Source organism: Caballeronia grimmiae, assembly GCF_022879615.1.
Classification (GTDB): Bacteria; Pseudomonadota; Gammaproteobacteria; order Burkholderiales; family Burkholderiaceae; genus Caballeronia; species Caballeronia grimmiae.
This window is the reverse complement of record NZ_CP084271.1, coordinates 2,146,758-2,172,661: the sequence shown is the minus strand read 5'-3', so window position 1 is coordinate 2,172,661 and position 25,904 is coordinate 2,146,758. Positions and strand designations below refer to the sequence as shown.

Genomic DNA, 25,904 nt, shown 5'->3' with positions numbered 1-25,904 from the left:
CTATTCCGACCCGACCAGAATCACCAGCTTCAGATCCTCGCGATGCGCGGGCTTGAACGTGATCTGATTGAAAACGATGCGCCCGCGCACCGGATGCTGAAACGCGCGCTCGCCGCCTTCGCGCTCGAAGACGTCCTGCGAGGCCCAGTAGCGCGCGAAGGCATCGCTGGCGGCTGTCAGCGAATCGATCAGCGCGCGCGTGGGCGGGTCGTTCAGGTGACGGATGGAATCGGCGCGAAATTCGGCGGCGAGCCGTCGCGCGCGCGTTTCCCAATCGACGATCAATTCCCGCGCGGCCATCGACGTGAACGTGTACGCCAGCAGATTGCGGTCGTGCTCGCCGTCGAGCCAGCCGACGAACAGCTCGGCGGCGGGCGCGTTCCAGCGCAGCGCATTCCACTGGCGGTCGAGCACGTAGGCGGGCGCGCCGATCAGCCCGACCGTCTGCAGCAGCGCGGCCGGCACGTCCTGCGCGGCGGGATCGGGCTCGGCGGGATCGCGCTGGGCGGCGAGCTCGAACAGGTAAGCCCGCTCCGCCCGCGACAGTTGCAGCGCGACCGCGATGCGCGCGAGCGCATCGGCGGAAGCGGACACCGGGCGGCCCTGCTCGATCCACGTGTACCACGTCGGGCTCACGCCGCACAGCTGCGCGACTTCCTCGCGCCGCAACCCGGGCGTGCGGCGGCGCGGGCCCGGCGGCAAACCGACGGCGAGCGGCGACAGGCGTTCGCGATGCGTGCGGATGAAATCGCCGAGTGCGCGGGCAGGCGTCTCGGGCATCGGCTCGGAAGAGTTTTTCTCAGCGTTCATTCAGACTTCGACAGGTGGTTCCGATACCAGAATATCTAGTCAACTTGTACTGGTACCAGGCGGGCTCTATTGTAGCGGCAGGCACTTCAGCCGACGACAAAACGGAGCCCACGATGAAACACCACGAACAGGTCGCCGACGCCTTTGGCTCGACCGCCGCCGCGTATCTCACGAGCCAGGTTCACGCGACCGGCGCGGACTTGCAGAATCTCGCCGCGACCTTCGCGGCTACGTGCGGCAACGCGACGGTGCTCGACATGGGCTGCGGCGCGGGCCACGCGAGCTTCGCGATCGCCCCGCATGTGCGGGAAGTGGTGGCGTACGACATCGCGCCGCAGATGCTCGCCACGGTCGATGCCGCCGCGAAGGAACGCGGCCTCGCGACGATCCGCACGCAGCAGGGCGCCGCCGAGACGCTGCCGTTCGACGATGCATCGTTCAACTGGGCCGTGAGCCGCATGAGCGCGCATCACTGGCGCGACGTGCCGCGCGCGCTCCGGGAAGCGCATCGCGTGCTGAAGCCGGGCGGGCGGCTGAAGTTCATCGATATTGCGGGCATCGACGATCCGCTTTACGACACGCATATCCAGGCGATCGAATTGCTGCGCGACGCGTCGCACATTCGCGACTATCGCGCGGACGAGTGGATCGCGATGCTCGACGCAGCCGGCTTCGACGCGCAGGTGACCGAGCGCTGGCGCATTCCGCTGGAATTCGAAGCGTGGGTAGCGCGGATGCGCACGCCGCCGGAGCGCGTGACCGCGATCCGCTCGATGTGGACGAGCGCGCCCGACGAAGTGCGCCAGTACTTCAGCGTGCAGGACGACTGCTCGTTCGAACTGGACGCGTTGATGATCGAGGCGACGCGCCGCAACTGACGCGTTCGCCCCGGCGGGATCGTCAGCCGGTATTGCGCAAGCCTGCCGCGATCCCGTTGATCGTCAAATGAATGCCGCGCCGCAGCCGCACGTTCTGGTCTCCCGAGCGATGACGCTTGAGCAGTTCCACTTGCAGGTGATTCAGCGGATCGAGATACGGGAAGCGGTTCTTGATCGATCGCGCGAGCAGCGGGTTGTCGGCAAGCCGCTCGCTCTTGCCGGTGATTTCGCCGAGCACGCGGCACGTGCGCTCGTGTTCGGCGACGATCCGCTCGAACACGAGCTTGCGCAGCTTCTTGTCGCTGACGAGCTGCGCATAGCGCGAGGCCACCGCGAGATCGGTTTTCGCGAGCACCATGTCCATGTTCGACAGCAGGTTCTGGAAGAACGGCCACGTCTTGTGCATCTTGCGCAGCGTGGCAAGGCGCTTCGTGCGGTCGGCATCGGATGCGGCCTGATCCAGATAGGCCGTGACCGCGCTGCCGAAGCCGTACCAGCCCGTCAGCAGCAAGCGGCACTGTCCCCATGAGAAGCCCCACGGAATCGCGCGCAAATCCTCGATCTTGCGATGCTTCGGGTCCTGCAGCTTGCGCGACGCCGGCCGGCTGCCGATGTTCAGCTCCGCGATCTCCGCAATCGGCGTCGACGAGAAGAAGTAATCGGTGAAGCCGGGCGTCTCGTAGACGAGCGCGCGATACGCGGACATCGCCGCATCGGACAGCGTCTGCATCGTCGCTTCGAACTTCGGCAAATCGGCAGGCGCGTTTTCGTGCGGCAGGAGCGTGGCTTCGAGCGTCGCGGCGACGACCGTTTCCAAATTGCGCCGCCCGATTTCCGGATTGCCGAACTTGCTCGCGATGACTTCGCCTTGCTCGGTCAGGCGAATCTGGCCGTCGACGGTGCCGGGCGGCTGCGACAGGATCGCCTGATAGGTCGGGCCGCCGCCGCGTCCGACGGTGCCGCCACGCCCGTGGAACAGCCTGAGCGTCGTGCGCCGCTGCTTGAACAACGCGACGAGCGCCAGTTCCGCGCGATACAGCTCCCAGTTCGACGTGAGAAAGCCGCCGTCCTTGTTGCTGTCCGAATAACCCAGCATGACTTCCTGCTCGCCGCCCTGATTCTCGATGAGCGCATCGACGCCCGGCAGCGAGAAGAGATCGCCCATGATGACGGGCGCATTGCGCAAGTCCGCGATCGTCTCGAAGAGCGGAATTACCATGAGGCCATCGCGCGCGGGATCGTCGTCGCTGCCGAGACAGCCTTGCAGGACGCCGGTTTCCTTCTGCAGCAGCATCACTTCCAGCAGGTCGCTGACGGTTTCCGTGTGGGAAATGATGTAGTTGCGCACGGCGCGCGTGCCGAATTTCTCGCGGGTCACGCGCGCCGCTTCGAGCACGCCGAGTTCGCTCGTCGCGAGATCGGAATAGCGCGCATAGGGCAGACGCAGCGGACGCGGCTGCGCCAGTTCCTTCAACAGCACGCGGCGCTTGTCTTCCTCCGAAAGCGCCGCGTAGTCCTGCTCGACGCCGCCGCGCGACAGCAACTCCGCGACGACGGCTTCGTGGATGTCCGAACTCTGCCGCAGATCGATGCTCGCGAGATGGAAACCGAACACTTCCGATGCTCGCGCGAGCGGCGACAAGCGCAGCGACGACAGGGACGCGCCGTGATGCTCCGCGAGCGAATCGATCAGCACGTGCAGATCGCGCGTGAACTCGGCGGCGTCGGCGTAGGGCGTCGCACGGATCGGCGTCGCGCCGCGTCCTGCGCTGCGCACGGACACCGCGCCCTCGCCGAGCCGCACGCGCGCGCTCGCGGCGAGCCGCGTGTAGATGCCGATCAGCGCCCGGCGGTACGGCTCGTCCGTGCGATGCGGCGAGCGGTCCGGCGACGCATCGGCGAGTGCCTGCAGCGCCGCGCTCGATCCGGACAGCAGCTCCGACACCGACAACTCCGCGCCCAGCTTGTGCACTTCTTCGAGATAGTGTTCGAAGATGACGGTCGCCTGCCGGGTGATCGCGTTTTCGAGCGTCTCGGCGGTGACGTTCGGATTGCCGTCGCGGTCGCCGCCGATCCAGCTTCCCATCTGGAAGAACGGCGGCAGGCGCGCGGGCAGGCCGTGCTCGGCGAGCGCGGCTTCGATATCGGCGTAAAGCGCGGGAATTTCCTGCAGAAAGGTCGCGCGATAGTAGGACAGCGCGTTTTCGATCTCGTCGGCAACGGTCAGCCGCGCGTCGCGCAGCATGCGCGTCTGCCACAGCGACGTCACGCGCGCGCGCAGCACCGCTTCGTTCCGCGCACGTTCGCGGGCGGTCAGTTCCTGATCGCGCTCGGCGAGCAGCCGGGCGATGTCGTGCTGCGCATCCAGAATGCTCTTGCGCTGCACTTCGGTCGGATGCGCGGTGAGGACGGGGACGATTAGCGCGTCGTCGAAGAACTTCTGCAGCAGCTTGCGCGTCGCGCTGACGTTCTTCTGCTCGCGCATCCGCTCGATGGCATAGGCGATTGCGCCGGGCCGCGGCGCGGTGCCCGCGAGCGCGTGAATGCGCCGGCGGCGGTTGTGATGCCGGTCTTCCGCGATATTCGCCAGATGCGAGAAATAACTGAACGCGCGCACGACGCTCACCGTCTGCTCCGGCGACAGCGCGCGCAGGCGTTTTTCCAGCGCCTGCGACGCATCGACATCGTCTTCGCGGCGGAATTTCACGGCGGTCTGACGGATGGTTTCGACCATGTCGAACACGGCGTCGCCTTCCTGCTCGCGCAACACTTCACCGAGCAGCCGGCCGAGAAAGCGGATGTCCTCGAAGAGCGGGCGGTCCTTGTCGTCGCGGGCGCGGTTCGTGGGCTTCGCGCGTTCGGCGGACGTTTCGTCGATGACGGGGTCGGCCTTCGGCTTCTTGCGCGGCGTCACGGGGTCGGATTTCTTCGATGGCTTTGCCTCAAACGCGAGCGGCGCGTCAGAGGATGAGTCAGGCAATGCGCCGTTGCTGCTGGCCGGGCGGGCCGATGCGGAAGACGTCACGTTGGATTCCTCTTTGATGCAAGCCAGAGAACATCGGCAGACGCGGCGGCCGGGGCCGGGGCCGGCGTCCTGGGCGTGTCATGCGGATCAGCAAAAGCGGACGTGCTCGAAGCGCGGTGTGGCGGCGCACGTGTCTCCCCGTGCCGCGGCCACGCACGGCGCCGACCTCGCAGGCGCTCGGAAAGGCGCACCAGACAAGGCTCCGGCGTGCCGCCCGCGCCAAATGGACCCTGGCGTGCGTGCTACCATTATTCGTTATTTCATCCCGTCATTCGATCGAGCATCAATGAATTCCGAGACGCATTCAACGACACCGCCCGCCACGCTCATCATCGCGTCGAGGGAAAGCCGGCTCGCCATGTGGCAGGCCGAGCACGTGCGGTGTGCGCTGCACAAATTATATCCATCTTGCGACGTCAAAATTCTCGGAATGACGACGCGCGGCGATCAGATTCTGGATCGCACGCTGTCCAAAGTCGGCGGCAAGGGACTCTTCGTGAAGGAACTCGAAGCGGCGCTCGCCGAAGGGCGCGCCGATCTGGCCGTGCATTCGCTGAAGGACGTGCCGATGCGATTGCCCGACGGCTTCACGCTCGGCGCGATTCTCGAACGCGAAGACCCGCGCGATGCCTTCGTGTCGCCGCATTACGCTTCGCTGGCGGAATTGCCAGCGGGCAGCGTCGTCGGCACGTCGAGCCTGCGCCGCGAAGCGATGATCCGCGCGCGCTTCCCGCATCTCGAAGTACGGCCGTTGCGCGGCAATCTGGACACGCGCCTCGGCAAGCTGGATCGCGGCGACTATGCCGCCATCATTCTCGCGGCGGCGGGACTCAAGCGGCTCGGCATGGAAGGGCGCATCCGCGCGTTGCTCGATGCATCGGAGAGTCTGCCGGCTGCCGGTCAGGGCGCGCTCGGCATCGAGATTCGCGCGGACCGCCCCGATCTCGCCGCGTGGCTCCAGCCGCTGCACGATGAAGCGACCGCGCTCGCCGTCGAAGCGGAACGCGCGGTGTCGCGGGCGCTCGGCGGAAGCTGCGAAGTGCCGCTCGCCGCGTACGCGCATTGGCGCGACGACGCGCTCTATCTGCGCGGCGCGGTATCGCTGCCCGATGGCAAGCGCGTGCTGCGCGCGGAAGAGCACGTGCGCGCGCCCGATCTCGCGGGTGCGCTCGCGCTCGGCCAGCGCGTGTCGGCGGACCTGGAGGCGCAAGGCGCGATGGACATCGTCAACGCGCTCTCGACGATGAGCCGCGCCGACGCGCCCAACGCGGCCCCGGCGCAGAACGACCGAGTGCCGCCGTCGGCGGCGGACCCGTCCTGATGGCGAGCCAGCGCCGCGCCACCGTCGTCATCACGCGGCCGGCCGGGCAGTCGTCGGGGCTCATCGAGCGGCTTCATCGCGCGCAGTTCGATGCGTTCGAATTTCCGCTGATCGACATTGCCCCCGTCGCCGACGATGCCCCGCTGCGCGCCGCCCTCGACGAACTCTACGGCCCCGAGCGTTACGCGCTCGTCGTGTTCGTTTCCCCGAACGCCATCGATCACGCGTTCGGCCGTCTCTTCGCGCCGTGGCCGGCGGACGTGCCGGTGGCGGTAGTCGGGCCGGGCAGCGTCGCGGCGCTCGCGCGGCAAGGCGTGAGCGCGCCGGGGCATGGCGTGATCAGTCCATCGGCGGAGCATGCCGATCCGCGTTTCGATTCCGAGGCGCTCTACGCGGCCATCGAAGCGCACTTCGGCGCGAACGGGCTCGAAGGCAAGCGCGTGCTGATCGTGCGCGGCGACGGCGGGCGCGAGTGGCTGGCCGACCGCCTCGCGGAAGCGGGCGCGCGCGTCGAGAAAGCGGCGGCGTACCGGCGTCTGTTGCCGGAGCCGTCGATGCAGAAGTGGGAGCGCATCCACACGCTGCTCGCCGGCGAACCGCACGCGTGGCTGCTGACCAGCTCGGAAGGCGTGCGCAATCTCGACGAACTCGCACGCGAGCATCTCACCGCCGACGAAATCGCCCGGCTGAAGCGTGCGCCGGTGCTCTGCCCGCATCCGCGCATCGCCGAAGCCGCGCGCCAGACGGGTTTTGATAGGATTACGGTGTCCGGCGCGGGCGATGAGCGCATCGTGGAGACGCTGGAAACCCTGTTTCCGCAGGATGCCGCCGCGCAGCCGCGTAGCGCCGGAGCATCGACATCGTCATCGGCGGCTGTATCGACGGACAACGCACCGGCCTATTCGCCGGACAACTCACCGGCCCATCAACCGGCTCAATCACGCATGACTGATTCGAACGATTCCAAGAAAGCTTCACCTCAGCCGAACGTGACACCGCCGCTGCCTCCCAACACGCCGTTCACGCCCTACGAGCAGCAGAAGCGGCGGGGCAACGCGGGCACCGTATTGTTGTGGTTCGTCGTCGCCATCGTGGCGATTGCCGCGGCCGCGGGCGGTTACGCGCTGAACCGCAAGGTCGACCGCAAGGAACAACAACTGACGCAGCGCGTCGCACAGGCCGATGCGCAAAACGCCGATTTGCGCGCGAAGGCCGAACAGGCCGCGAACGCAACCGGCGCGCTCAACACGCAGATCATCCAGTTGCAAGGCAAGCTCAGCGATGCCGAAGCGCACAGCCAGGCGTTGCAGCAGCAGTATCAGGACCTCGCGAGCAATCGCGACGACTGGACGCTGGCCGAAGTCGAGCAGATTCTGTCGAGCGCGAGCCAGCAGTTACAACTGACCGGCAACGTGCAGCTCGCGCTGTTCGCGCTCGAGAGCGCCGACACGCGCCTCGCCGCGACGACCGGCCCGCAAGTGGTGTCCATCCGCAAGGCCATCGCGCAGGACATGGACAAGCTGAAAGCCGCGCCGACCACCGATCTCACCGGCCTCGCCATCAAGCTCGATACCGCCATCGAACAGATCGACGGTTTGCCGCTCGCCGGAGAAGCGCCGATCGAGCGTGCGCGCGCACAGGCCGCGACGCCCGCCGATAGCGCGTCGATCGCGGCGGCCACCGGCGAGCCGCGCTGGAAGGTGCTGTGGCGGCAGATCACGACCGGCATCGGGCAGCAGCTGGCGAGTCTCGTGTCGGTGCGGCGCATCGACAACGCCGACGCCATGCTCACGTCGCCCGATCAGGGCTACTTCGTGCGCGAGAACGTGAAGCTGCGGCTGTTGTCCGCGCGTCTGTCCTTGCTGTCGCGCAGCGAACCGACGCTCAAGTCCGATCTCCAGGCCGCCGACGCGTCGCTGGCCCGCTACTTCGATCCGTCGTCGAAGAAAGTGCAGGCTGTGCGCGAGCTCGTGAAGCAGGTCGAACAGGCGTCGCTCGCGGTCGCCGTGCCGAACCTGAACGCAAGCCTCGCCGCCGTGCACCAGTTCAAGCGAGGCGGATGATGACGATTCGTGGACTCATCTGGCTCGCGCTGCTGTTCGCGGTCGCGGTGATCGTCGCGACGGTCGGCGGTTTCAACGGCGGACAGGTTCTGTTCGTGGTACCGCCGTATCGCGTGGACCTGTCGCTGAACCTGTTCGCGGTGGCGCTCGTCGTGCTGTTCATCGTGCTGTATGCGCTGATTCGCGCGGCGCGCGGCGTGTGGAAGATGCCGGAGCGCGTCGCCGCGTACCGGGCGCGCAGCCGTCTTGCAAAGGCGAATGCGTCCTTGCGCGACGCCATCGGCCATTTGTACGCGGGGCGCTTCTCGAAGGCGGAGAAAGCTGCCCGCGATGCGCTTTCCGTCGATGCCAACAAGGGCGCGGCGGGTCTCGTCGGGGCGCACGCGGCGCATCGGCTGCATGAATACGCGCGCCGCGACGAATGGCTCACGCACGTCACCGGCGCAGACTGGCAGGATGCCCGCCTCATGGCCACCGCCGACATGCGCGCCGATGGCCGCGACGCGGATGGCGCGCTCGTCGCGTTGACGGAAATGCAGGCGCAGGGCGGCCGGCGCATCCACGCGCAGCAGATCGCGTTGCGCGCCCAGCAGCAGTTGAAGAACTGGGGCGAAGTGCTCAAGCTCGTGCGGATGCTGGAGAAGCGCGAGGCGCTGCATCCGGCGGTCGCGGTGCGGCTGCGTCAGGTTGCGGCGGAGAATCTGTTGCGCGATCGCCGGCACAATCCCGACGCCCTGCTCGAATTCTGGCAGTCGCTGTCGGTGACGGAGCGCCAGTCGCCGCGTCTCGCTGATCTTGCCGCCGAACTGCTGATCGCGCTGGATCGCCGTGCCGAAGCGAAAAAGATCGTCGAAGACGCGCTCGCGCATAACTGGGACGCGCGCCTGCTGCGGCGTTATCCGGATTGCATCGTCGGCGGCGACGCGGTCCCGCTGATCCAGCGCGCTGAAGCGTGGCAGAAGGAACGCACCGAGGACGCGGATCTGCTCTTCACGCTCGGCAGGCTCTGCTTGCATCAGCAGTTGTGGGGCAAGGCGCAGGCGTTCCTCGAATCGGCGCTGAAGCTGGCCGATAACGAACCGCTGAAGATTCGTACGCATCGCGCGCTGGCTCGTCTGCACGAGCAACTCGGCGATGCCGACAAGGCCGCCGAGCACTATCGCGCGAGCGCACTGGCGATGAACGTCGTGTAAGACGAATTCCGAGCCGAAGTCCTTGAAAGCCGCAGGCGCGGGAAACGCCTGCGGCTTTTTCATTTCTCCGCGTCTGTCCGTTCGTTGCCGCACGGCCCGCGACCGCCGTAGCGTGATCTATTCTCATTCAGCCGCCGGGACAGTCGGCTTAAGGAGAGGAAGTGAACAGACCGAACAGGCTTCGAACCGTCGCCGCGCGGGCGCTCGGTGTCTTGCTGTCGTGCGCCGTATCGTCGCCCGCTTTTGCGCAGACAAGCGCGCCGCAATGGACAGGCACATGGTCCGCCGCGCCCGCCGTGACCAGCGATCCCGGCTTCGACAATCAGACGATTCGCCAGATCGTGCACACGAGCATCGGCGGAACGGCGGCGCGTTTGCGGTTCTCCAATCTCTTCGGTACGCAGCCGGTGACCATCGGCAATGTGCATCTCGCGCAGCGGGCGAGCGGCGCGCAGACCGTCGCCGCGACCGATCGCGTCGCGACGTTCAACGGCCAGTCCTACGTGACGATTCCGGCGGGCAGCTCCGTGTCCAGCGATACGATCGCCTTCCCGGTGCCGACGCTCGGCGACATCGCCGTGAGCGTTCACGTGCCGTCGAAGACGCCGCCGAATTCAACGGGACACGTCGCCGGATTGCAGGATGTCTATATCGCGCCCGGCGACGCAAGCGGCGATGCATCGTTCGCCGGCGGCGTCGCGAATGCGGCGGGCGAACGATCGTATTACTTTCTGACCAATGTCGATGTGGTCAACGCGGGCGCGACGGGCGCGGTCGTCACGTTCGGCGCATCGATCACGGACGGTCTCTCGTCGGCGCCGAACACGAACGGGCGCTGGCCGAATCGATTGGCCGGGCGGCTCATCGGCGCGGGCATGAACGTGGGCGTGCTGAATCAGGGCATCAGCGGCAACAACTTCTTCTCGGACGGCGCTGCATCGGGCCAGGCGGGCCTCACGCGCTTCGGCCGCGACGTGCTGCAACAGGCCAACGTGAAGTGGGTCATCGTGTCCGACGATGCGGTGAACAACCTGATCGGAGGCGATCCGCCGACCGCCCAGCGGCTCGTCGACGCATTCCGCGAACTGATCGCGCAAGCGCACGCTGCGAACGTGAAGATCATCTGCTCGACGCTCACGCCGTTCCAGGGCGTTTCGCGATGGACGCCCGGCATCGAAAACACGCGGCAAGCGGTGAACGCCTTCCTGCGCGACAAATCCAGCGGATGCGATGGCCTGCTCGATCAGGCACTCGCACTCGGCGGCGCGGGCATCGGCGCGAGCGCCTTCGCGGCAGCGTTCAATAGCGGCGACAATCTGCATCCGAACGATGCGGGCATGCAAGCCATCGCCGATGCGGCGAATCTCGGCTGGTTCGCCGCCTTGCCCGCCGTGCGTGCGCCGTCGGGCTGCGGGCGGCTCGCGCCGGGCGAAGGGCTATTGGTCGGGCAGACGCTCGCTTCGTGCGACGGACGATTCTCGCTGACGCTAGGGCGCGACGGTTATCTCGCCATCGTGGTCAACGGCGCGGCGATCTGGTCGTCGAGTGCGGCGGGAGCGCCGGGCGTCGCGATGCGCTTCGCTGAAGACGGCGCGCTGTCGCTCTACAACGCCGGCGGCGCACGCGTGTGGCAGAGCACGAAAACGGATGCAGCCGGCTACGCCTACATGCAGCGCGACGGCAACCTCGTCGTCTATTCGACGGCCGGCAAGCCCGTGTGGGCGACCGGCACGGCGACCGGAGCGGCTCAGTAGGTGGGAACGGACGGATCGACCTGACGCGACCACGCGTCGATGCCGCCGTACAGATTGAAGATGTTCGTGAAGCCGCGCGATTCGAGGAACATGCCGACCTGGGCGCTGCGCGCGCCGTGATGGCAGATGCAGACGATCTGCGCGTCGTCGTCGAGTTCTTCGCTGCGCGCGGGAATGTCGCGCATCGGAATGGACACGATGTTGTCCATCTTCGCCGTCTGAAGCTCCCACGGTTCGCGCACGTCGAGCAGCACGGGAGCGGGGCGGGACGCATCGGCAAGCCACGCGGCGAGTTCGGAAGCGGAGAGATTCTGCATGGGAACGTGAGCGGACGATGATGATCCGCAGCGGCGGTGTCCCCGCGCCGCGGACCGGTTGACGTTCAGAACCTGAACGGCGAAGGATGCACCGCGTTCTTCAACGGCGCGACGAGCGTTTCGAACACATCGGACACGCGGAACTGCTTTTCGTCGACACGCGTGATGATTTGCGCCTTCATGACCGGCGCCGTGCCGACGAACGCCGCAATGCGCCCGCCGATGCTCAGCTGCTCGAGAAATTCCTGCGGCATGATCGGCAGACCGCCCGACACGCAGATGACGTCGTACGGCGCGCCTTCGTTCCAGCCGCGCGCGCCGTCGCCTTCGACGACCTGCGCATTCGTCACGCCATTCGCGGCGAGGTTCTGCTTCGCGAATTCAGCCAGTTCCGGCGAGATTTCGACCGTCGTCACGCTGCGGCCGCGATGCGCGAGCAGCGACGCCATGTAGCCCGAGCCCGCGCCGATTTCGAGGACCGTTTCGGTCTTCTTCACCGCCAGTTCCTGCAGGATGCGCGCTTCGATCTTCGGCGCGAGCATGCGTTCGCCGCCCGGCAGCGGAATTTCGAGGTCCGCGAAAGCGATGTTGCGATAGGCGGCGGGAACGAAGTTCTCGCGCTTGACGATCGACAGCAGGTTCAATACGTCCTGGTCCAGCACATCCCACGGACGAATCTGTTGCTCGATCATGTTGAAACGCGCTTGCTCGATGTTCATTTTCTGTGTGCGTGTTGACGACCGGGAACTTACGCCCCGATGCGCGGCGGGAAGCGGCGGAGCGGGGCGGATTGACTTCGCGATTGTAGCAAATCGATGCCTTTCGCCGCCCGCGCCGCGCGGGTCTAATGCGGCAGCCGGATATCGAACTTGAACGTGATGAGCCGCGCGACGAGGATGAACGCCGTCGACATCAGCACGTTATAGATCGGTTCGACGGCGAACTGCTCCAGCCCGATGTAGATCCAGCAGCCCGCGAACGCGCACACCGCGTAGGGGCGGGAATCGCGCAGGATCAGCGGGATTTCATTGCACAGCACGTCGCGCATGATGCCGCCGAACACGCCGGTCGTGACGCCCATCATCGTCGCGGTGAAGACGGGCATCTGCCCATCAAGGGCGATGGAAGTGCCCGACACGCTGAAGAGGCCGAGCCCGATCGCGTCGGTGACCAGAAGCGCGCGCTGGTCGAATAGACGCGTCGTGACGCGCAGGAAGTATGGTGCAAAGATCGCCATCGCGAAGATCGCGACCACGTATTCCTGATGCTCGACCCAGTAGAAGGGGCGGCGGGACAGCAGCACGTCGCGCACGGTGCCGCCGCCGAACGCGGTGGCGAGCGCGACGAGAAAGGCGCCGACCGCGTCGAGCCGGCGCTTCCTCGCTTCGATGAGGCCCGAGAGCGCATACGCGAAAATCGCGAACGCCTCCATGATGGAAATGGCGAGGGTGAGCCTGGGATGCACGTGCGTTCCGTTCAGCGGGTCTTGTCTTGTGGATGGTTGTGATGCCGCGGCGTGCCGCCCGGTTGCAGCAGCACGAGCACGGCCCCCGCGCCGCCGTCGTGCGGACGCGCCTGACAGAAGGCAATCACTTCGGCCTTCTGCACGAGCCACGCGCGCACCTTGCCCTTCAGCACGGGATGCTTGCCGATCGAGCCGAGCCCCTTGCCGTGAATCACGCGCAGGCAGCGCAGCCCGCGTTTCACCGATTCGCGGATGAACTCCGCAAGCGCCTCGCGGGCTTCTTCTCGCCGCATGCCGTGCAGATCGAGTTGCGCCTGCACGATCCACGCGCCGCGCCGCAGTTTCTTCACGACTTCCTGACTGACGCCCGGCCGGTGATACGAGAGCGTTTCGTCGATGTCGAGCAGACTTTCGGGATCGTATTCGTCGGAGAGCGCTTCCTGCAGCACCGCTTCTTCGTCGCGCAGGCTTTGCAGCGGCAGCGGCGAGGGCGGCACGCGCGGCACGGTCGTGCGCGGCGGCGTCTTCAGCGGCTCGACCTCACCGATCGCGCGGCGAAAATCGTCGGCGTCGGCGACCGCCTCGCGCTCGGCCCGCGCTGCCGCGATGCGTTGCGCCTGGCGCTGGTCCGCGTCGGCTTTGAGCGCGGTCTTCAGCGACGCGAGACCGGCAAGCCCTTCGCGCTTCACCGCCGCCGACACCTCGCGCGGATCGGCCGGCTTCTGCGCGGGCGCGACGGGGCGCGGCGCTTCCCGGCGGCGGGCTTTCGGTTCGTTCGGGTGCGGATGATTTTTGGGCATCGTTCGGCCAGGAGAGTCGGCTGCGGGTCAAAAGCAAGCGGCTGAGGACGGCATCGACGCGGCGCGCCGATTGTGCCACGGGCGCGGCCGCCGTCCATGCGCGAAGCCGAAACGCGCGCAGCCGTGCCGGGAAACAAAAAACGGGCCGTGGCCCGTTTTGTCGTCGAAACGCCGGCGTGGTCGGCGTCGCGAAGCGTCGAATGCAGCGCGCCGAATCCCATTTTAGCGGCCCGGCGCGCCGTATCGCTTGCCGTTCAACGATCCTTTTCGTGGCTCATCGAGTGCGGCGTGGGCGTTTCGTCGATGGCTTCGAGGTAACGCTGCGCATCGAGCGCGGCCATACAGCCGGTGCCGGCGCTCGTGATCGCCTGACGGTAGATGTGATCCTGCACGTCGCCCGCCGCGAACACGCCTGGGATGCTCGTCGCGGTCGCGTTGCCCGAGGTGCCGCCCTTCGTGATGATGTAGCCGTTCTTCATCTCGACCTGGCCGGTGAAGAGGTCGGTGTTCGGCTTGTGGCCGATCGCCACGAACACGCCTTGCAGCGCGATGTCGGTGGTTTCGCCGGTGCCCGTGTGCTTCACGCGCAGGCCGGTGACGCCGGATTCATCGCCCAGCACTTCGTCGAGCACGTGATTCCACTTGATGTTGACCACGCCCTCCTGTTCCTTGGCGAGCAGGCGGTCGATGAGAATCGGCTCGGCGCGGAACTTGTCGCGGCGGTGGATCACCGTCACCTTCTTCGCGATGCCCGACAGATACAGCGCTTCTTCGACCGCCGTATTGCCGCCGCCGATCACCGCGACTTCGCCGTTGCGATAGAAGAAGCCGTCGCACGTGGCGCACGCGGACACGCCCTTGCCCATGAACGCCTGTTCCGACGCCTCACCGAGATATTGTGCCGATGCGCCCGTCGAGATAATCAGCGAATCGCACGTGTACTCGCCCGAATCGCCGATCAGACGGAACGGCCGCTCGTTGAGCTTCGCGGTATGGATGTGGTCGAACACGATCTCGGTATTAAAGCGGCGCGCGTGTTCCTCCATGCGCTGCATGAGTTCCGGACCCTGTACGCCCGAGGGATCGCCCGGCCAGTTTTCGACGTCGGTCGTGGTCATCAGCTGGCCGCCTTGCGCGAGGCCGGTGACGAGCAGCGGCGACAGGTTCGCGCGCGCCGCATAGACGGCGGCGGAGTAGCCGGCGGGGCCGGAACCGAGAATCAGCACTTTGGCGTGCTTGGGCGCGCTTTGGGATGAAGACATGGCGATGGTCCGTTATTGATGGTCTGCCGGAAGCCGAGGGGATGACGCCAGCGCAGCAAGTTCGACTTCCCGCGCGCGTCGCTTTCCGATGACCCGTAGTTGGATGCAAGTCCCCGATTATAAAGGTCCGTGCGAAAGCGTTCCGAGTGAACCTTTCAATCGCATTGATAGGCTCGAGTCGCAGATTCGACGCAGAAACCCCACGCAAGCGGCATGTGAGGAGTGTTACAGGATGCAAGAACGCGGCCGTTTTTGCGCCTTTCCCCGCAATGCAGCGTTTACAATAGGCCACCGTTCGTAGGGCCCCATGCGCCATCGGCGCTCATCCACCCAGGGCCGCAAAAAGCGACACCGAATCAATGGCAAAAGCATCCTATTCCGCGAGCCCGCAGGCGTTGCCGCACCGCATGTCGCGGCTCTTCACCGAGATTCGCTGGATTCTCCAGGTCGCACTCGGGCTGTTTCTCGTAATGGCGCTGATTTCCTACAGCCGCAAGGACCCGAGCTGGACCCACGCGGTGAGCGTCGATCGCATCTCGAACTGGGCCGGCCGCGTCGGCGCATACACGTCGGATATTCTGCTCCTTGTGTTCGGGCTGTCGTCGTACTGGCTCGTCGTGCTGCTCGGGCGGCGCATCATCGCGAATTACCGGCGCATCAGCGAGCCGGCGGCGCAGTCATCGAAGAACGATGAAGACGCGCCGCGCGACCGCACCTGGCTTGCCGAAGCATTCGCGTTCGTGCTCGTGCTGCTCGCCAGCGACGGCATCGAGGCGCTGCGCATGTGGTCGCTCAAGGTGCCGCTGCCGCGCGCGCCGGGCGGCGTGGTCGGCGACCTGATCGCGCGTCATGTGTCGCATGCGCTCGGCTTCACCGGCGCCACGCTCTTTCTGCTGATCGCGCTCGCGATCGGGCTGTCGCTCTATTTCCGCTTTTCGTGGCTTTCCGTGTGCGAGAAGGTGGGCGAGGGCATTCTGAACGCGATCACCGGCGCGCAACTGCGGCGCGAAGCCGGCCGCGACCGCAAGCTCGGCGAGGAAGCCGCGTCGAAGCGCGAGGGCAAGGTGGTGCGTTCGCGCGTCAAGCAGGAGGACCACGAGCCGGTCGTGATCGTGCCGCCGGTCGCGACGCCCGCGCGCTCCGAGCGCGTCGAGAAGGAAAAGCAGGTTCCGCTGTTCGCCAACCTGCCGGGCGACTCCACGTTGCCGGCCATTTCGCTGCTCGATCCGCCGCCGAAGGTGCAGGAAACCATCGCCGCGGATACGCTCGAATACACGTCGCGCCTGATCGAAAAGAAGCTGAAGGACTTCGGCGTCGAGGTGAGCGTGGTCGCGGCGTATCCGGGGCCGGTCGTCACGCGCTATGAGATCGAGCCGGCGACGGGCGTGAAGGGCAGCCAGATCGTCGGTCTGGCGAAGGATCTGGCGCGGTCGCTGTCGCTCGTGTCGATTCGCGTCGTCGAGACGATTCCGGGCAAGAACTTCATGGCGCTCGAATTGCCGAACCAGCGCCGGCAGACCGTCAAGCTCTCCGAGATTCTCGGCTCCGAGGTGTACGCGAACGGCGCTTCGCCGCTCACGATGGGTCTCGGCAAGGACATCGGCGGCAATCCGGTCTGCGCCGACCTCGCGAAGATGCCGCACCTGCTGGTCGCGGGCACGACGGGGTCGGGCAAGTCGGTCGGCATCAACGCAATGATCCTCTCGCTGCTCTACAAGGCGAGCGCGGATCAGGTGCGGCTCATCCTGATCGATCCGAAGATGCTCGAAATGAGCGTCTACGAAGGCATCCCGCATCTCCTGTGTCCGGTCGTCACCGACATGCGGCAGGCGGGTCACGCGCTCAACTGGGCCGTCGCCGAGATGGAGCGCCGCTACAAGCTGATGAGCAAGATGGGCGTGCGCAATCTCGCGAGCTTCAATACGAAGATCGACGAAGCGAAGAAACGCGACGAGAAGATTCCGAACCCGTTCAGCCTGACGCCCGACGCCCCGGAGCCGCTGACGCGCCTGCCGCACATCGTCGTAGTCATCGACGAGCTCGCCGATCTGATGATGGTCGTCGGCAAGAAGGTCGAAGAGCTGATCGCGCGGATTGCGCAGAAGGCGCGGGCCGCGGGCATCCATCTGATTCTGGCGACGCAGCGGCCATCGGTCGATGTCATCACGGGCCTCATCAAGGCGAACGTGCCGACGCGCATGGCGTTCCAGGTGTCGTCGAAGATCGATTCACGCACGATTCTCGATCAGCAGGGCGCGGAGTCGCTGCTCGGCATGGGCGACATGCTCTATCTGCCGCCGGGCTCGGGGCTGCCGGTGCGCGTGCACGGCGCGTTCGTATCGGACGAGGAAGTGCATCGCGTCGTCGACAAGCTCAAGGAACAGGGCGAGCCGAACTACATCGAAGGCATTCTGGAAGGCGGGCTCGCGGGCGATGGCGACGAAGGCGCGGCCGGCGCGGGCGCGGGCTCGGCCGACGGCGAGGCCGATCCGCTGTATGACCAGGCCGTCGAAGTCGTCATCAAGAACAAGCGCGCTTCCATTTCGCTGGTGCAGCGGCATTTGCGCATCGGCTATAACCGGGCGGCGCGGCTTCTGGAACAGATGGAAAACTCGGGTCTCGTTTCGGCGATGTCGTCGAACGGCAACCGGGAGATTCTTACGCCGGCGCGCGAAGCGGAATGAGCGTCGCGCACGGCGGGCAACATTTGGAGAACGACACTATGAAACAGCGAACGGGGAAGATGTTTGGCGCGATGCTGTTGTCGGCGTCGATGCTTTTCGCAACGCAGGCATTCGCGAGCGGCACGGAGCAGTTGAAGCAGTTCGTGTCGCAGGTTCACGCGGCGCGCGGTGAATTCACCCAGCAGGAGGTGAGGGCGCCTGGCCGAGCGAACAACGGCGCGTCGGCCACGCCCACGGCATCGAAAGGTGCGAACTCCAGCGGCACGTTCATGTTTGCGCGTCCGGGCAAGTTCATCTGGTCGTATGAGAAGCCGTATTCGCAAGTCCTGCAGGCGGACGGCGACAAGCTCTACGTCTACGACAAGGACCTGAATCAGGTGACCGTGCGCAGCCTGGGCGGCGCGCTCGGCGCAAGCCCCGCCGCGATCCTCTTCGGCAGCAACGATCTCGACAAGAACTTCACGCTGCGCGATGCCGGCGTGAAGGGCGGCATCGACTGGCTGGAACTGACGCCCAAGGCGAAGGACACGCAGTTCGAGACGGTCGGCATCGGCTTCAAGGACGGCAATCTGCAAGCGATGGAACTGCACGACGTATTCGGCAACGTCACGCTGCTGACGTTCCTGAACATCCAGAAGAACCCGCCGATCAAGGGCGATACCTTCAAGTTCAACGTGCCGAAGGGCGCGGATGTGATCAACGGGTGATGAGACGCGAGACGCCGGGCGTCGTGACTTCCCGTTGACTCGATCTGACGCCGCGTCCGCCTGATCTCGCTACCGGCATTCTTCGTCGTTAGCCGAACGCATCCGGCTAGCGACGATGCTTTGTCCATCTTGATGGCCCGCCGCCGCACAAGCTCGATGCACCTACCCCGCGCGGCGCCTGAAAGCCGCGCGTCGCTCGCGGCGGCGATGCTCAGTGATAGTTCGTGACGAGCGTCACGGCCCTCGTGGACAACTGCTTTTCCTGCATCGACAGCACGCCGCCCGACGGCCTCACGTGAAATGCGCCTGCGCCGTCTGCCTTTATCGGATGTCCGCTGCCGTCCGTGAAGGTCGCGCCTAGCGCATTCGGCGCGGCCCGGTGGTTGTCGATAGCCAGCGAAACATTGGCGCTGGGCGAGCTGTTCGGCGCGGGCGTGAATATCACCGAGGCCGTCGCTCCGCTTGCGCTTCGCCGCGTGGAGAATCCGTTGTCCTCCGCCGATGCCGTGCGCATCGAAAGTCCGAACGGCGAGGACACCAGCGCGCCTCTGAAGGTAATGGTCCCTCCCTGTATGGTCACTGCGCTCGCGGAAATGGCGAAGCAGGCTGCCGCCCCCGCGATTGCCAAACGTCCAGCCTTGCTTGCATGCAGCGTCGATCTGCCCATCGTGTTCCCCCGGTTCGTTGTCTTGGTCGCCCGGTTCGCGAGATGCTTCTTATCTCGCGAACCGGCGCGTCAGACAATAATAAGAACAGTCCGAACAAGATGCCAAGGACATTCGTGCGCGCATCTCACAATAGACAGGATTCCTGTCTAAGTGGCAGCGGTACACTGATTCTGGTTGGCTATAGGCTGCAATAAACGTTTCACCTACGATGCGATGCGCTCATATCGTCGATGAACGCGTCGAGAATCTCGCGTCGTTCCCCGCGATCCCTGCGTGCGCGCGTGACCATCTGAAACGCGACGCGATAGCGCATCGTCTCTTCGTTCAGCGGGGCGAGCAGGCCGTCCTCCACATACGAGGCGGCGAAATGCTCCGGCAGATAACCGAGATGCCGCCCGGACAGTACGAGCATCGCGACCGATTCCATGTTGTCCGCGACGGCGCTGATCGAGCGGGGCATCAGCGCGCCCGCTTCGGGCAACGGATAGCTGCGCCACGCCCAGTCATGCTCGGCGGCTTCATCTAACGTCACGCGGCCCGCCCGCGCGAACAGCGGATGCAACCGCGCGCAATACGCAAGCTGGTCCTCCGCGGAAATCTCCGTGTACTCGAGCGACGGCACGCGATGCCAGAAATACCCGATCGCCATCTGAATGCGGCCGGCGAGCAGCATTTCCTCCAGCTCGTTCGGCGACCGGACGAGCACGGAAAAGCGCACCGATTCGTCGCGCTCGCGAAAGCGCGCGATGGCCTCGCTGATGCGCGCGTTCGCGCTGACCGGCGTCGTGCCGATCATGCCGAGCGTGAGCGTGCCGACGAGCGTCCTGCCGACGTTGCGCGCGGTCGAATCGAACGTATCGACGGCGACGAGCAGCGTGCGGCAGGCATCGACGAACTGCTCGCCGCGCGACGTCAACGCGAAACCGCCGCGTCCGCGCTCACAAAGCCGGTAGCCGAGCCGCGTTTCGAGCGTGGCGAGCTGGGTGCTGATGGTGGACTGCCCGACGTTCAGCGTCGCCTGCGCGGACGAAACGCCGCCTGCATCGACGATGGCGAGAAAGACGCGGATGAGCCGCAAATCCAGATCGGAAAGGTGAGTGAACATGCGGGCCGCCGATAGATCGATACTTATCGATGTGAAGTGGATGACAGTTGCATTTTAGCTTGGCGGGAAAGACGGTACTAATGAGGTTTGTCAACCTTTTAACTGACATTTACTGCCATGAATACATCTTCGCTCTTTGCTCCCGCCGAACACTTCGATTCGCATTTTCAGGATCATCGCGCCGAGCGGCCGCAGCCGCTGTCGGGCAACCAGATGCCGCGCTGCGGCGGGATCACGACGATGATGCGCTTGCCCCACGTGCCATCCGCCGCCGGACTCGACGCGTGTTTCGTCGGCGTGCCGTTCGATCTCGGCACGTCGAACCGCACCGGCGCGCGCTTCGGGCCGCGTCAGGTGCGCAGCGAATCGGTGTTGCTGCGCCCCTACAACATGGCGACGCGCGCCGCGCCGTTCGATTCGCTGCGTGTCGCGGACATCGGCGACGTGGCGATCAATCCGTACAACCTGCTCGATTCCATCGACCGGATCGAGCGGGCGTATCGCGAGATTCTCGAACACGATTGCAAGCCGATCACGCTCGGCGGCGATCACACCATCGCGTTGCCGATCCTGCGCGCGATTCACGCGAAGCACGGCAAGGTCGGCCTGATTCACGTCGACGCCCACGCGGACGTCAACGACACGATGTTCGGCGAGAAGATCGCGCACGGCACGCCGTTTCGCCGCGCGGTGGAAGAGGGCCTGCTCGATTGCGAGCGGGTCGTGCAGATCGGACTGCGCGGAACCGGTTACGAAGCGGGCGACTTCGACTGGTGCCGCGAGCAGGGTTTTCGCGTCGTGCAGACGGAGGAATGCTGGAACAAGTCGCTCGCGCCGCTGATGGAGGAAGTGCGCGCGCAGATGGGCGACGGGCCGGTGTACATCACGTTCGATATCGACGGCATCGATCCAGCCTTCGCGCCCGGAACCGGCACGCCGGAAATCGCCGGGCTGACGGTGCCGCAGGCTTTGGAGATCGTGCGCGGCGCGTGGGGGCTGAACATCGTCAGCGCGGACCTGGTGGAGGTCGCGCCGCCGTACGATCCGTTCGGCACGACCGCGCTGCTCGGTGCGAATCTCGCCTTCGAGTTGTTGTGCGTGCTGCCAGGTGTGCAAAGGCGCGTTTGACGATACCGCTTGCGCAGCGCTACCGATGCATCAGGCGCCAAAGCGGGCGCGCTCGTTCTCGCGCGCACGCCCGCCGCGTCGTTTGCCCGAAGCGCCCGCGCGGCGCGGCGCTCACGAAGCCAATGCCGCCCGCCGCGTCGAAACCAGCAGCAGATAGCACGCAGCGCCCAGCGCGAGCGCCGGCAGCGTCGCGCCGAGATTCGGCAGCCATTGATTGATCGCGTGATACGCGGCAATGCCGATCGCCCACGCGACGAACGCGCTCACGTGCCAGCCGCCGGAGTAGCCATAACGCCCGTCGAGCCGGCCGAGCGCGGCCGCATCCACCCGGCGCTTTCTCACCACGAAGTGATCCGCCAGCACCACCCCGAACAGCGGCGCGAACACCGAGCCGATCAGCAGCAGGAAGTTCTGATACTTGCCCATCGCGACGAAGAGCGCGACCAGCGTGCACAACGCGCCGTAGCCAGCCGACAGCATCGGCACGCTCGCGCGCACCCAGAACGTGCCCGTCGACACGGCGGCCGAGTGAATGTCGGCGAAGGCGTTGTCGATTTCATCGATCAGGATCAGCAGCAGCGCGATGCCGCCGCCCGCCTGCGCCAGCGCGACGGTCAGGAGCGCATCGCCGCCGCCCGCCGCGAGGCCATAGACCGCGCCGAGCGCATAGAACCACAGGTTCGCGATGCCATAGCCGAGCAGCGTGCCGCGAAACGTGCCGCGTGCGCTGCGCCCGAAGCGCGTGTAATCCGCAATGAGCGGCAGCCACGAAAGCGGCATCGCGACGACCAGATCGATGCCCGCGCCGAACGCCATCTCGCCGGTCCCGGGACGCGCCATCAGCGAGGCGAGATCATGCTTCGAAAGCAGGTTCCAGGTCAGCCAGCCCGCGCCGCCGAGCAGCAGCCAGATGCCCCACGTCCGCAGAAAGCGCCGCACGAAAGAGAGCGGGCCGCTTATCGCGAGCAGCGTCGCAAGCGCGCCGAACACGAGCGTCCAGACGAGCGGCATCGAGAGATGGAAGGATTGCCGGGCGAGCGCGTCGGCGGAATCGCGCATCACGATGATTTCGAACGAGCCCCAGCCGACCAGTTGCACCGCGTTCAGCACGGCGGGCGCCGACGCGCCGCGCACGCCGAGCGTCGGGCGCAGCGACGACATCGCCGCGAGCCCCGTGTCGGTGCCGATGACGCCGGCGAGCGCCAGCAGCACGACGCCGATCACCGTGCCGATGACGATCGCAACCAGCGCGTGCGGCAGCGACAAGCCCGGCACGAGCAGCGCGCCCGCCTGTGCGACCAAGAGACCGATGCCGAGCGAGAACCAGAGCGCGAAGGCGTCGCTCGTGCCGAAAGCGCGCCGCTCGGCGGGCACCGGCGTGAGCGGCGCGTAGGTGGACGTGTTGTCTTGCTGCATCGGATTGGATCCCCACATAGTGTCGGTTCGGAGTGACGGCCGCCGCGTTCTCGACCGGCGCGATCATGAGCAGCGTCCGGCTGTCATAATTCCCGGAATCGTTGCCCATTTTGCGCCACGGCTGGCCGCGCGGAAACCTGGCCGAATGGCTAATGCCCCGCGCTCCGTGAAAAGCGCAAGATTATCGCCGCGTTTTTGCTGCGTGCGATCAGCGCACCAACCTGCATCCACTGCGTCCACCGCCCATGTTCGAAGAAAACCGTGGCAACGTTCCGCTCGCGGAGCGCCTGCGTCCCCGCACCATCGACGATGTGATCGGCCAGAAGCATCTGCTCGGGCCAAACAAGCCGCTGCGCGTCGCGTTCGAATCGGGCGAGGCGCATTCGATGATCCTCTGGGGCCCGCCCGGCGTCGGCAAGACGACGCTTGCGCGCCTCATGGCCGCTGCGTTCAACGCCGAGTTCATCTCGCTTTCGGCGGTGCTGTCGGGCGTGAAGGATATCCGCGAGGCCGTCGAGACCGCGCAGATTCATCGCGCGAACGGGCGGCAGACGCTCGTTTTCGTCGACGAAGTGCATCGCTTCAACAAGAGCCAGCAGGATGCGTTCTTGCCGCATGTCGAATCGGGCCTGTTCGTGTTCGTCGGCGCGACGACCGAGAATCCTTCGTTCGAAGTGAACAGTGCGTTGTTGTCGCGTGCGGCCGTGTACGTGCTCAAAAGCCTCGACGCCGACGAGCTGAAGCAACTGCTCGAACGTGCGACCGCCGAACTCGGCGGCTTGACCTTCACGGACGAGGCGCGCGACGCGCTCATCGGCTCGGCGGACGGCGACGGGCGCAAGCTGCTCAACAACCTCGAGATCGTCGCGCGGGCGGCGGCGCAGCAAAAGACGACGGACGTGGACGGCGCCTTGCTCGGCAGCGCCCTCGCGGAAAATCTGCGTCGTTTCGACAAGGGCGGCGACGCGTTCTACGACCAGATCAGCGCGCTGCATAAGTCGGTGCGCGGCAGCAATCCGGATGCGGCGCTGTACTGGTTCTGCCGCATGCTCGACGGCGGCGCGGACGCGCGATATCTGGCGCGGCGCATCGTGCGCATGGCGTGGGAGGACATCGGGCTTGCCGATCCGCGCGGCGCGCGCATCGCGCTCGATGCCGCCGAAACCTACGAGCGCCTCGGCACGCCCGAGGGCGAACTGGCGCTCGCGCAGGCGCTCATCTATCTCGCGGTCGCGCCGAAATCGAATGCCGGCTACAACGCCTATAACGAGGCGCGGCGGTTCGTCGGCAAGGACCAGTCGCGCGGCGTGCCCGTGCATCTGCGCAACGCGCCGACGAAGCTGATGAAAGAGCTCGGCTACGGCCACGAGTACCGCTACGCCCACGACGAGCCCGACGCCTACGCAGCCGGCGAGACTTATCTCCCGGACGGCATGCGCGAGCCGCACTGGTATCAGCCGACGCCGCGCGGACTGGAGGGCAAGATCGGCGAAAAACTTTCACGCCTCGCCGATCTCGACGATGCATGGCGGCGCGAGCATCGGGAAGAAAAGAAGCGATGATGCGCCGGGTGTTTCGCTCCGGGGCGCCGCGTTTTTCACCAAGCGAGCGCGGCGCGCCCGGTGACTCGCGCGGACGGTGGACTAGACTTCAGCAGTGATTTCATCAAGCGGCGCTGACTGCGCATAGGCGGTTCGCGCACAGGCCCGACGCTGTTTCCGCGCGAACGTGCGTCAGTCAGTCCTCGCCTGTCCGTACGCTAGAATCGGCGTTTCCGAATACTTAACAAAAGCAGCCCGTCATGCTCGACATTCAACTCCTCCGCAAAGACCTGGACGGCGTCGCGAAGCGCCTCGCCGATCGGGGTTACACACTCGACGTCGCCGCCTTCGCCGCGCTCGAAGCCGAGCGCCGCGAGATTCAGACTCGCACCGAAGAACTTCAGGCGCGCCGCAACAGCCTGTCGAAGCAGATCGGAGCGATGAAAGGCCGCGGCGAGGACACGTCCGCCGTCATGGCGGAAGTAAGCGGCATCGGCGACACGATGAAGGCATCGGCGGCGCAACTGGATGACGTGCAGAAGCGTCTGTCGGATCTGATGCTGACGGTGCCGAATCTGCCGCACGAAAGCGTGCCGGTCGGCAACGACGAGACGCAGAACGTCGAAGTGCGGCGCTGGGGCGCACCGCGCGCATTCGATTTCGAAGTAAAGGATCACGTCGATGTCGGCGCGCCGCTCGGCCTCGATTTCGAAACGGGCGCGAAGCTCTCGGGCGCGCGCTTCACGCTGCTGCGCGGGCCGATTGCGCGGCTGCATCGCGCGCTCGCGCAGTTCATGATCGACACGCATACCGAGCAGCACGGTTATACGGAGGCTTATACGCCGTACATCGTCAATCCGGAGATTCTGTACGGCACCGGCCAGTTGCCGAAGTTCGCCGACGACATGTTCCGCGTGGAAAAGGGTGGCGACGAGAACACGGTCACGCAGTATCTGATTTCGACGTCGGAGATTTCGCTGACGAATACCGTGCGCGACAGCATCCTCGAAGCGAGCGCGCTGCCTGTGAAGCTGACCGCGCACTCGCCGTGCTTCCGTTCGGAGGCCGGCTCGTATGGACGCGACACGCGCGGACTGATCCGCCAGCATCAGTTCGACAAGGTCGAGATGGTGCAGGTCGTCGCGCCCGAACATTCGTACGCGGCGCTCGACGAGATGGTCGGCCAGGCGGAAGCCATCCTGCAAAAGCTCGAACTGCCTTACCGCGTCATCACGCTGTGTACGGGCGACATGGGCTTCTCGGCGGCCAAGACCTTCGATCTGGAGGTCTGGCTGCCGGCGCAAAACACCTATCGCGAGATTTCGAGCTGTTCGAACACCGAGGCGTTTCAGGCGCGCCGCATGCAGGCGCGCTTTCGCAACGCGCAGGGCAAGCCGGAGTTCGTGCACACGCTCAACGGCTCGGGACTGGCGGTCGGGCGCACGCTCGTCGCGGTGCTGGAAAACTTCCAGAACGCGGACGGATCGGTGACGATTCCGGCGGCGCTGCGTCCGTATATGCGCGGTGCGGAACGGATCGAAGCCGGTGCATCGGCGTGATGTTTATTTGCAAAAAGGTGCTTGAAAACTTCAGCGGCTTCGATATACTTTCATTCTTCGTTGAGCAGCGACCCGTTTAGCGAAGGCCGGCAGCAGTAAGCTGGTAGACGGAAAGGTGGCAGAGTGGTCGAATGTACCTGACTCGAAATCAGGCGTACGGTTTTCCCGTACCGTGGGTTCGAATCCCACCCTTTCCGCCAAAATTCTT

20 protein-coding genes and 1 tRNA gene are annotated in these 25,904 nt (G+C 65.8%); 11 read left to right on the top strand and 10 right to left on the bottom strand.

The genetic code is table 11. The annotated features are described in order from the left end of the window. Nucleotides 1–810, bottom strand: a complete 810-nt coding sequence (locus LDZ21_RS10445) for a helix-turn-helix transcriptional regulator (RefSeq protein WP_244793249.1) — start codon at nt 808–810, stop codon at nt 1–3. A gap of 113 nt (nt 811–923) precedes the next feature. On the opposite strand from LDZ21_RS10445, the gene LDZ21_RS10440 reads away from it, so the two are divergent. Beyond that, a complete protein-coding gene (locus LDZ21_RS10440) occupies nt 924–1,688 on the top strand; it encodes a class I SAM-dependent methyltransferase (RefSeq protein ID WP_244793247.1) in 765 nt (254 codons plus the stop codon). A gap of 22 nt (nt 1,689–1,710) precedes the next feature. On the opposite strand, the gene ppc is transcribed toward LDZ21_RS10440, so the two are convergent. After that, complete coding sequence (gene ppc, locus LDZ21_RS10435; protein ID WP_244793245.1) at nt 1,711–4,713, bottom strand: phosphoenolpyruvate carboxylase; 3,003 nt, start codon at nt 4,711–4,713, stop codon at nt 1,711–1,713. A gap of 286 nt (nt 4,714–4,999) precedes the next feature. Here ppc and hemC point away from each other — a divergent pair, with 286 nt between their 5' ends. From hemC to LDZ21_RS10415, 4 genes are all read left to right on the top strand, one after another. Continuing rightward, a complete protein-coding gene (hemC, locus tag LDZ21_RS10430) occupies nt 5,000–6,034 on the top strand; it encodes a hydroxymethylbilane synthase (RefSeq protein WP_244793243.1) in 1,035 nt (344 codons plus the stop codon). Further along, nucleotides 6,034–8,097: a fused uroporphyrinogen-III synthase HemD/membrane protein HemX gene (hemDX, locus tag LDZ21_RS10425; protein ID WP_244793241.1), complete on the top strand. Its 2,064-nt coding sequence runs from the start codon at nt 6,034–6,036 to the stop codon at nt 8,095–8,097. The genes hemC and hemDX overlap by 1 nt, the downstream gene beginning before the upstream one ends. Beyond that, the gene (locus tag LDZ21_RS10420; RefSeq protein ID WP_244794816.1) at nt 8,097–9,290 is read left to right on the top strand and encodes a heme biosynthesis protein HemY; all 1,194 of its coding nucleotides are present in this window, start codon (nt 8,097–8,099) and stop codon (nt 9,288–9,290) included. Before hemDX ends, LDZ21_RS10420 begins: the two co-directional genes overlap by 1 nt. A gap of 161 nt (nt 9,291–9,451) precedes the next feature. Next, entirely contained in the window at nt 9,452–11,044 is a 1,593-nt protein-coding gene (locus LDZ21_RS10415; RefSeq protein WP_244793239.1) for a GDSL-type esterase/lipase family protein, read from the top strand. On the opposite strand, the gene LDZ21_RS10410 is transcribed toward LDZ21_RS10415, so the two are convergent. The 5 genes from LDZ21_RS10410 to trxB all read right to left on the bottom strand — a co-directional run bounded on the left by LDZ21_RS10410 (nt 11,038) and on the right by trxB (nt 14,888). Further along, nucleotides 11,038–11,361: a rhodanese-like domain-containing protein gene (locus LDZ21_RS10410; RefSeq protein ID WP_244793237.1), complete on the bottom strand. Its 324-nt coding sequence runs from the start codon at nt 11,359–11,361 to the stop codon at nt 11,038–11,040. The two genes, LDZ21_RS10415 and LDZ21_RS10410, sit on opposite strands and share 7 nt — an antisense overlap. 65 nt (nt 11,362–11,426) lie before the next feature. Further along, nucleotides 11,427–12,080, bottom strand: coding sequence for a protein-L-isoaspartate O-methyltransferase family protein (locus tag LDZ21_RS10405; RefSeq protein ID WP_035960571.1), 654 nt, complete (start codon nt 12,078–12,080; stop codon nt 11,427–11,429). A gap of 125 nt (nt 12,081–12,205) precedes the next feature. Then, the gene (locus tag LDZ21_RS10400; protein ID WP_244793235.1) at nt 12,206–12,826 is read right to left on the bottom strand and encodes a trimeric intracellular cation channel family protein; all 621 of its coding nucleotides are present in this window, start codon (nt 12,824–12,826) and stop codon (nt 12,206–12,208) included. 11 nt (nt 12,827–12,837) lie between these two features. Beyond that, nucleotides 12,838–13,626: a Smr/MutS family protein gene (locus tag LDZ21_RS10395; protein WP_244793233.1), complete on the bottom strand. Its 789-nt coding sequence runs from the start codon at nt 13,624–13,626 to the stop codon at nt 12,838–12,840. Between the two features lie 254 nt (nt 13,627–13,880). Then, nucleotides 13,881–14,888, bottom strand: coding sequence for a thioredoxin-disulfide reductase (gene trxB / locus LDZ21_RS10390; RefSeq protein ID WP_244793231.1), 1,008 nt, complete (start codon nt 14,886–14,888; stop codon nt 13,881–13,883). A 359-nt stretch (nt 14,889–15,247) separates the two neighbouring features. Between trxB and LDZ21_RS10385 the strand changes: the two genes are divergently transcribed. Together LDZ21_RS10385 and lolA are read left to right on the top strand one after the other, a co-directional pair. Beyond that, nucleotides 15,248–17,572 (top strand): DNA translocase FtsK, encoded by a 2,325-nt coding sequence (locus tag LDZ21_RS10385; protein WP_035960577.1) that lies wholly within the window; start codon nt 15,248–15,250, stop codon nt 17,570–17,572. 38 nt (nt 17,573–17,610) lie between these two features. Further along, nucleotides 17,611–18,279 carry an outer membrane lipoprotein chaperone LolA gene (lolA, locus tag LDZ21_RS10380; protein WP_244793229.1) on the top strand — a complete coding sequence of 223 codons (669 nt, stop codon included), beginning with the start codon at nt 17,611–17,613 and terminating at the stop codon, nt 18,277–18,279. A 211-nt stretch (nt 18,280–18,490) separates the two neighbouring features. On the opposite strand, the gene LDZ21_RS10375 is transcribed toward lolA, so the two are convergent. Next, the gene (locus LDZ21_RS10375; protein WP_244793227.1) at nt 18,491–18,817 is read right to left on the bottom strand and encodes a hypothetical protein; all 327 of its coding nucleotides are present in this window, start codon (nt 18,815–18,817) and stop codon (nt 18,491–18,493) included. A gap of 329 nt (nt 18,818–19,146) precedes the next feature. Further along, nucleotides 19,147–20,052: a LysR family transcriptional regulator gene (locus LDZ21_RS10370; protein WP_244793225.1), complete on the bottom strand. Its 906-nt coding sequence runs from the start codon at nt 20,050–20,052 to the stop codon at nt 19,147–19,149. A 117-nt stretch (nt 20,053–20,169) separates the two neighbouring features. Here LDZ21_RS10370 and speB point away from each other — a divergent pair, with 117 nt between their 5' ends. After that, nucleotides 20,170–21,180: an agmatinase gene (gene speB, locus LDZ21_RS10365; RefSeq protein WP_244793223.1), complete on the top strand. Its 1,011-nt coding sequence runs from the start codon at nt 20,170–20,172 to the stop codon at nt 21,178–21,180. 111 nt (nt 21,181–21,291) lie between these two features. On the opposite strand, the gene cytX is transcribed toward speB, so the two are convergent. Beyond that, nucleotides 21,292–22,596: a putative hydroxymethylpyrimidine transporter CytX gene (gene cytX, locus LDZ21_RS10360; RefSeq protein WP_244793221.1), complete on the bottom strand. Its 1,305-nt coding sequence runs from the start codon at nt 22,594–22,596 to the stop codon at nt 21,292–21,294. A 245-nt stretch (nt 22,597–22,841) separates the two neighbouring features. Here cytX and LDZ21_RS10355 point away from each other — a divergent pair, with 245 nt between their 5' ends. The 3 genes from LDZ21_RS10355 to LDZ21_RS10345 all read left to right on the top strand — a co-directional run bounded on the left by LDZ21_RS10355 (nt 22,842) and on the right by LDZ21_RS10345 (nt 25,896). Continuing rightward, nucleotides 22,842–24,158, top strand: coding sequence for a replication-associated recombination protein A (locus LDZ21_RS10355; RefSeq protein WP_244793219.1), 1,317 nt, complete (start codon nt 22,842–22,844; stop codon nt 24,156–24,158). Nucleotides 24,159–24,397: 239 nt separating this feature from the next. Further along, a complete protein-coding gene (gene serS, locus LDZ21_RS10350) occupies nt 24,398–25,696 on the top strand; it encodes a serine--tRNA ligase (protein ID WP_244793217.1) in 1,299 nt (432 codons plus the stop codon). A gap of 109 nt (nt 25,697–25,805) precedes the next feature. Beyond that, nucleotides 25,806–25,896: transfer RNA gene (locus tag LDZ21_RS10345), tRNA-Ser, on the top strand. Nucleotides 25,897–25,904 lie beyond the last annotated feature (8 nt).

Excerpts from the sequence above, each read along its gene's own strand:
- LDZ21_RS10395 (WP_244793233.1), bottom strand. The coding sequence starts at position 13,626 with ATGCCCAAAAATCATCCGCACCCGAACGAACCGAAAGCCCGCCGCCGG.
- LDZ21_RS10410 (WP_244793237.1), bottom strand. The coding sequence starts at position 11,361 with ATGCAGAATCTCTCCGCTTCCGAACTCGCCGCGTGGCTTGCCGATGCG.
- LDZ21_RS10445 (WP_244793249.1), bottom strand. The coding sequence starts at position 810 with ATGAACGCTGAGAAAAACTCTTCCGAGCCGATGCCCGAGACGCCTGCC.
- trxB (WP_244793231.1), bottom strand. The coding sequence starts at position 14,888 with ATGTCTTCATCCCAAAGCGCGCCCAAGCACGCCAAAGTGCTGATTCTC.
- LDZ21_RS10370 (WP_244793225.1), bottom strand. The coding sequence starts at position 20,052 with ATGTTCACTCACCTTTCCGATCTGGATTTGCGGCTCATCCGCGTCTTT.
- hemDX (WP_244793241.1), top strand. The coding sequence starts at position 6,034 with ATGGCGAGCCAGCGCCGCGCCACCGTCGTCATCACGCGGCCGGCCGGG.
- cytX (WP_244793221.1), bottom strand. The coding sequence starts at position 22,596 with ATGCAGCAAGACAACACGTCCACCTACGCGCCGCTCACGCCGGTGCCC.
- speB (WP_244793223.1), top strand. The coding sequence starts at position 20,170 with ATGAATACATCTTCGCTCTTTGCTCCCGCCGAACACTTCGATTCGCAT.
- LDZ21_RS10385 (WP_035960577.1), top strand. The coding sequence starts at position 15,248 with ATGGCAAAAGCATCCTATTCCGCGAGCCCGCAGGCGTTGCCGCACCGC.
- serS (WP_244793217.1), top strand. The coding sequence starts at position 24,398 with ATGCTCGACATTCAACTCCTCCGCAAAGACCTGGACGGCGTCGCGAAG.
- LDZ21_RS10405 (WP_035960571.1), bottom strand. The coding sequence starts at position 12,080 with ATGAACATCGAGCAAGCGCGTTTCAACATGATCGAGCAACAGATTCGT.
- LDZ21_RS10440 (WP_244793247.1), top strand. The coding sequence starts at position 924 with ATGAAACACCACGAACAGGTCGCCGACGCCTTTGGCTCGACCGCCGCC.
- LDZ21_RS10420 (WP_244794816.1), top strand. The coding sequence starts at position 8,097 with ATGACGATTCGTGGACTCATCTGGCTCGCGCTGCTGTTCGCGGTCGCG.
- hemC (WP_244793243.1), top strand. The coding sequence starts at position 5,000 with ATGAATTCCGAGACGCATTCAACGACACCGCCCGCCACGCTCATCATC.
- LDZ21_RS10355 (WP_244793219.1), top strand. The coding sequence starts at position 22,842 with ATGTTCGAAGAAAACCGTGGCAACGTTCCGCTCGCGGAGCGCCTGCGT.
- lolA (WP_244793229.1), top strand. The coding sequence starts at position 17,611 with ATGAAACAGCGAACGGGGAAGATGTTTGGCGCGATGCTGTTGTCGGCG.